The organism is Marinibaculum pumilum (genome assembly GCF_042646425.1).
Classification (GTDB): domain Bacteria; phylum Pseudomonadota; class Alphaproteobacteria; order Ferrovibrionales; family Ferrovibrionaceae; genus Marinibaculum; species Marinibaculum pumilum.
In genome coordinates this window covers 491,431-496,381 of sequence record NZ_JBHRTR010000054.1, presented here as the reverse complement: position 1 = coordinate 496,381, position 4,951 = coordinate 491,431, and the positions used below count along the sequence as shown (strand labels likewise).

Annotated in this window: 5 protein-coding genes; all 5 read left to right on the top strand. The window is 66.3% G+C overall.

Annotated features, from left to right (window positions below; genetic code table 11):
* The first annotated feature begins 50 nt into the window (after positions 1-50).
* The 5 genes from ACFOGJ_RS29180 to ACFOGJ_RS29160 all read left to right on the top strand — a co-directional run bounded on the left by ACFOGJ_RS29180 (position 51) and on the right by ACFOGJ_RS29160 (position 4,698).
* Positions 51-851 (top strand): enoyl-CoA hydratase/isomerase family protein, encoded by an 801-nt coding sequence (locus tag ACFOGJ_RS29180; protein WP_379906829.1) that lies wholly within the window; start codon positions 51-53, stop codon positions 849-851.
* Between the two features lie 344 nt (positions 852-1,195).
* Complete coding sequence (locus ACFOGJ_RS29175; protein ID WP_379906828.1) at positions 1,196-1,972, top strand: ABC transporter ATP-binding protein; 777 nt, start codon at positions 1,196-1,198, stop codon at positions 1,970-1,972.
* Positions 1,969-2,682: an ABC transporter ATP-binding protein gene (locus ACFOGJ_RS29170; RefSeq protein ID WP_379906827.1), complete on the top strand. Its 714-nt coding sequence runs from the start codon at positions 1,969-1,971 to the stop codon at positions 2,680-2,682. The genes ACFOGJ_RS29175 and ACFOGJ_RS29170 overlap by 4 nt, the downstream gene beginning before the upstream one ends.
* 44 nt (positions 2,683-2,726) lie before the next feature.
* Entirely contained in the window at positions 2,727-3,614 is an 888-nt protein-coding gene (locus ACFOGJ_RS29165; RefSeq protein ID WP_379906826.1) for a branched-chain amino acid ABC transporter permease, read from the top strand.
* The gene (locus ACFOGJ_RS29160) at positions 3,607-4,698 is read left to right on the top strand and encodes a branched-chain amino acid ABC transporter permease (protein WP_379906825.1); all 1,092 of its coding nucleotides are present in this window, start codon (positions 3,607-3,609) and stop codon (positions 4,696-4,698) included. The genes ACFOGJ_RS29165 and ACFOGJ_RS29160 overlap by 8 nt, the downstream gene beginning before the upstream one ends.
* Positions 4,699-4,951: the final 253 nt, after the last annotated feature.

Genomic DNA, 4,951 nt, shown 5'->3' with positions numbered 1-4,951 from the left:
GCAACCCGCCTATAGCGGAAGAAGGGCGATCCGCAACGGGGGAGGGATGGATGACCAAGGTCGGGCTGGAGATCGAGGAGGGCGTGGCGCTTCTGCGCTTCGACAACCCGCCGGACGGGCTGATGGACGACACGGTCGAGCCGGATTTCGCGGCGGCGCTCGACGCGGCGGAAGCCGATGCCTCGGTCCGGGTGGTGGTGCTGACCGGTGCGCAGGAAGGCGTCTTCATCCGCCACTACGATGTCGCCCTGCTGGCGCGACGGGCAGCGGAGATGCGCAGGCGGGGGATGCAGTTCGGCCTCGACCGGCCGGTGCCGGAGGCGCCGTTCCACGCCATCCTGCGTCGGATCGAGAGCAGCCCGCGACCCTACATCGCCGCGATCAACGGCACCGCGATGGGCGGCGGCTTCGAGCTGGCGCTCGCCTGCGACTTCCGCCTGGCGCAGGACGGCGACTTTTCCCTGGGCCTGCCGGAGGTGAACCTGGGCATCCTGCCGGGTGCCGGCGGCACGCAGCGGCTGGCCCGCACGATCGGCCCGGCCGCCGCCCTGTGGTACATCGCCCGCGGCGAAACCCTGTCGCCGCGGGATGCGGCGGCCGCAGGCCTGGTGCATGAATGCGTCGATGGCGACGTGGTCGCCGCGGCACTGGACCTGGCGGCACGGCTCAAGCGCCGGTCGGGGCTGGCGCTGTCGCATATCAAGGCGCTGGTGCGGCAGCATGCGCAGGGTCCGCTGGACGCCGGCCTTGCCGCGGAGCGCACCCTGTTCTGCGACCTGATGGTCAGCGACGAGGCGGCGACGGCGATGGAAGCGGTGGCCGCCGGGACCCGCGATATTCGCCAAGGGTGAATCCGGTGCGGCCGCGTTGCGCCGGGCCGGACCCGGTTTTTTCCGCAGTTTCCTGCGCATCAGGGGTTGCGGGACGGGGGCGCGGCCTGTATGCAGGCCGACCGCAATATGATTGCAACGACCGGGGGCGTTCGGCATACTTGCGCAAAAAATAGAAGCCGCGAAAGCGATCAATGCAGATCAACGCGGTTGGGCTTCACGACCGGCAGGGAGGCGAATTTCCAATTCATGACTCGTAGTGTGACTCCGCGGCATCTCGGGAATGCTGCGCTCAGGGGACGTGTCTGTGGCACGCGACCAGGAATCTGGGCGTCCCGGATGCACGATTTGGGAACTTCCTTCTGATGGCCAACGCGTTGCTTGACGTCCAGGACGTCGTGATCCGGTTTGGCGGCATCGTGGCTCTGGATCATGTCGCCTTCACCGTGCCGGAAGGCACGGTCTGCGGCCTGATCGGGCCGAACGGCGCCGGCAAGACCACGCTCTTCAACTGCCTCAGCCGGCTCTACATCCCCAACGAGGGCGATATCCGCTTCAAGGAGCAGTCGATCCTGTCGACCCCGGCCCATGCGATGGCCGATCTGGGGATCGGGCGGACCTTCCAGAACCTGGCGCTGTTTCCGTCGATGTCGGTGGTGAAGAACATCATGGTCGGCGGCCACCACACCAAGCGCAGCGACTTCCTGTCGAATGCCCTGCGCCTGCCCACGGTGACGCGTGAGGAGCACGACCTGGAGGAGCAGGCCTGGGAACTGGTCGACTATCTGGGGCTGCACGAGGTGGCGCATCTGCCGGTCGCCGCCCTGTCCTTCGGCCTGCAGAAGCGGGTCGAGCTGGGCCGGGCGCTGGCCAGCCACCCGAAGCTGCTGCTGCTCGACGAGCCGGCGGGCGGCCTGAACCACGACGATATCGACGGCCTGGGCAAGCAGATCCAGCAGATCCGCGACGATCGCGGCGTCACCGTCCTGCTCGTCGAACATCACATGAGCCTGGTGATGGCGATTTCCGACAAGGTCGTCGCGATCGACTTCGGCAGGAAGATTGCCGAGGGCACGCCGGCCGAGGTGCAGCGCGACCCCGAGGTCATCCGCGCCTATCTGGGGACCGAGGACGCACAATGAGTAAGCTCCTGGAAGTACGCGACCTGAAGGCGCAATACGGCCTGACCCGCGTCCTGCACGGCATGAGCTTCGACCTGGAGGAAGGCGGGATCACCACGATCCTGGGCGCCAACGGGGCCGGCAAGACCACGACCCTGCGATCCGTCTGCGGCATGGTGAAGACCGAGGGCGAGATCTATTTCGACGGCGACCTGATCTCCTCCAAGGCGACCGAGGACATCGTCCGCTACGGCATCGCGCATGTGCCGGAGGGGCGCGGCACCTTCACCCGCCTGTCGGTGGAGGAGAACCTGAAGCTGGCGGCCATCACCCGGCGCGACAAGGCCGCGGTGACCGCGGACGAGGAACAGGTCTACGACTATTTCCCGCGTCTTCGGGAACGTCACCAGCAGCAGGCCGGCACATTGTCGGGCGGCGAGCAGCAGATGCTGGCGATCGGCCGCGCGCTGATGCTGCGGCCACGGCTGATGCTGCTCGACGAACCCTCCTTCGGCCTGGCGCCGCTGATCGTGCAGGAGATCTTCCGGATCCTCCGGCAGATCAACCAGGAGCGGAAGGTGTCGATGCTCCTGGTGGAGCAGAACGCCTCGCTGGCGCTGAAGCTCGCCGACAGCGCCTATCTGCTGGAGACCGGACGGATCGTGCTGTCCGGGCCGGCTGCCGAAATCCGGGAAGACGAGAATGTGCGCAAGGCCTATCTCGGCTACTGAACGCCTCCGGGCGGACGCCCCAATGCAAGGGACGGAAACACGAAATGCTTGAGCATCTACTGCAACAGGTCCTCGCCGGCCTGGCCAACGGGGCGATCTACGCCCTGGTGGCCCTGGCCGTGGTGATGATCTACCAGGCGATCGACCACTTCAACTTCGCCCAGGGCGAAATGGCGATGTTCTCCACCTACATCGCCTGGCAGCTGATGGACTGGGGGATCCCGTTCTGGATCGCCTTCCTGATCACCTTGGCGGTGTCCTTCGTGATCGGCGCCTTCCTGGAACTGGTTGTCTTCAAGCCGATCCACGACGCGCCCGTGCTGAGCCACATCGTGGTGTTCATCGCGCTTCTGGCGATCTTCAACTCGCTGGCGGGCGCGATCTGGGACTACACGATCAAGGCCTTCCCGACGCCGTTCCCGACGGAGGCGATCTTCGGCAACCTGATCGGGCCACATGCGGTCGGGATGATCGTGGTCACGTTGGTCCTGCTGGCGATCATCTACCTGTTCTTCCGCTATACCTCCGTCGGCCTGGCCATGCGGGCCGCGGCGCAGAACCCGGAATCGGCCCGCCTGGTCGGCGTCCGGGTGCGGATGATGACCGGTCTCGGCTGGGGCATGGCGGCGGCGGTCGGCGCGGTTGCCGGCATCATGGTCGCCCATGCGGTGTTCCTGGAGCCGAACATGATGGTCGGCATCCTGCTCTACGGTTTCGCCGGCGCCATCGTCGGCGGCGTGGACAATCCGGGCGGCGCGGTGCTGGGCGGTTTCCTGGTCGGCGTTCTGGAGAACCTGGTCGCCTGGTTCGGCGATGTGATCGACTTCCCGATCGGCGAGATCAAGCTGACGATCGCGCTGATCTTCATTGTCGGCGTGCTGATGTTCCGGCCGACCGGCCTGTTCGGCAGAAGGGTGGTGAAGCGTGTCTGAGACGTCGGTACTGCAAGAGAAGGCAAGGGCGCGGACCGACATCTCCACGCGGGCGAACCCCTTCGACAAGGCGACTGTCTTCGGGTTCCAGCTGCAGGGATGGCGCAAGCTCTGGCTTGTGGTCGGCCTGATCGTGGCGATCGGCCTGCCGCTGATCGTTCCCGACTTCACGGTGTTCCAGCTCACCCAGGCCATGATCTACGCCATGGCGATCCAGGGGCTGAACCTGCTGACCGGCTATAACGGCCAGTTCAGCCTGGGCCACAGCGCGTTCTACGCGATCGGCGCCTATACCGCGGCGATCATGATGGACAGTTTCGACGCCAGCTATGTCTGGACCCTGCCGGTGGCAGGCATCATCAGCCTGGTGGTCGGCTTCCTGTTCGGCTTTCCGGCCCTGCGGCTGGAGGGCCTGCACCTGGCGCTGGCGACCTTCGCGCTCGCCATCGCCACGCCGCAGCTGCTGAAATGGAAACCGATCGAGGACTGGACCGGCGGCGTGCAGGGCATCTTCGTCTTCAAGCCCGACCCGCCGTTCGGCCTGCCGATCTCGCAGGATCAGTGGCTCTACTACTTCTCCTTTGCGGTGCTGCTGATCCTGTTCGTCTGTGCCTGGAACATCGTCCGCGGCCGTACCGGACGAGCCCTGATCGCGATCCGCGACAACCCGCTGTCGGCCAAGTCGATGGGCATCAACACCAGCCTGTACAAGTCGCTGGCCTTCGGTGTCAGCGCCCTGTACACCGGCGTCGCCGGCGCGCTGGGGGCGATCGTGGTCGGCTTCGTGGCCCCCGACAGCTTCACCTTCCTGCTGGCGGTCTCGTTCCTGGTCGGCCTGGTGGTCGGCGGCGTCGCCTCGATCTGGGGACCGATCATCGGCGGCATCTTCGTGCTGTTCATTCCCAACATCTCCGAAGGCGTCCAGGGCCTGCTCAGCGGCCTGTTCGGCTGGGTGGGCGTGAACATCACCTGGCTGATCTACGGCGTGTTCCTGATCCTGGTGGTCTATTTCATGCCGTCGGGCTTCGCCGGGCTGTGGCGCTGGGCCACCGGGCGGCTGATGAAGCTGCCCAGCCGGTTCTAGTCCCGCCGGAAGACCGGCTGCACGGCCGTTGCCGGAACGCCCCCGGGCTCATCGCCCGGGGGCGTTCTGCATTGTGCGCCCAGCATGGGCGCGTTCTTGAGGGTGGAAGTCCCTCCGTAAGCTGGTCACGGCGAACGAAGTGAAGCGCAACTGCGGAAGGGCGACCGACCGTGGGGAGGAAGCGTGGATCGAAGCTGCGGGCCGATGGACAAGAACCGGATACGAGGCGCCGCGGACCAGGGCGATCGGGCAG

Excerpts from the sequence above, each read along its gene's own strand:
- ACFOGJ_RS29180 (WP_379906829.1), top strand. The coding sequence starts at position 51 with ATGACCAAGGTCGGGCTGGAGATCGAGGAGGGCGTGGCGCTTCTGCGC.
- ACFOGJ_RS29175 (WP_379906828.1), top strand. The coding sequence starts at position 1,196 with ATGGCCAACGCGTTGCTTGACGTCCAGGACGTCGTGATCCGGTTTGGC.
- ACFOGJ_RS29170 (WP_379906827.1), top strand. The coding sequence starts at position 1,969 with ATGAGTAAGCTCCTGGAAGTACGCGACCTGAAGGCGCAATACGGCCTG.
- ACFOGJ_RS29165 (WP_379906826.1), top strand. The coding sequence starts at position 2,727 with ATGCTTGAGCATCTACTGCAACAGGTCCTCGCCGGCCTGGCCAACGGG.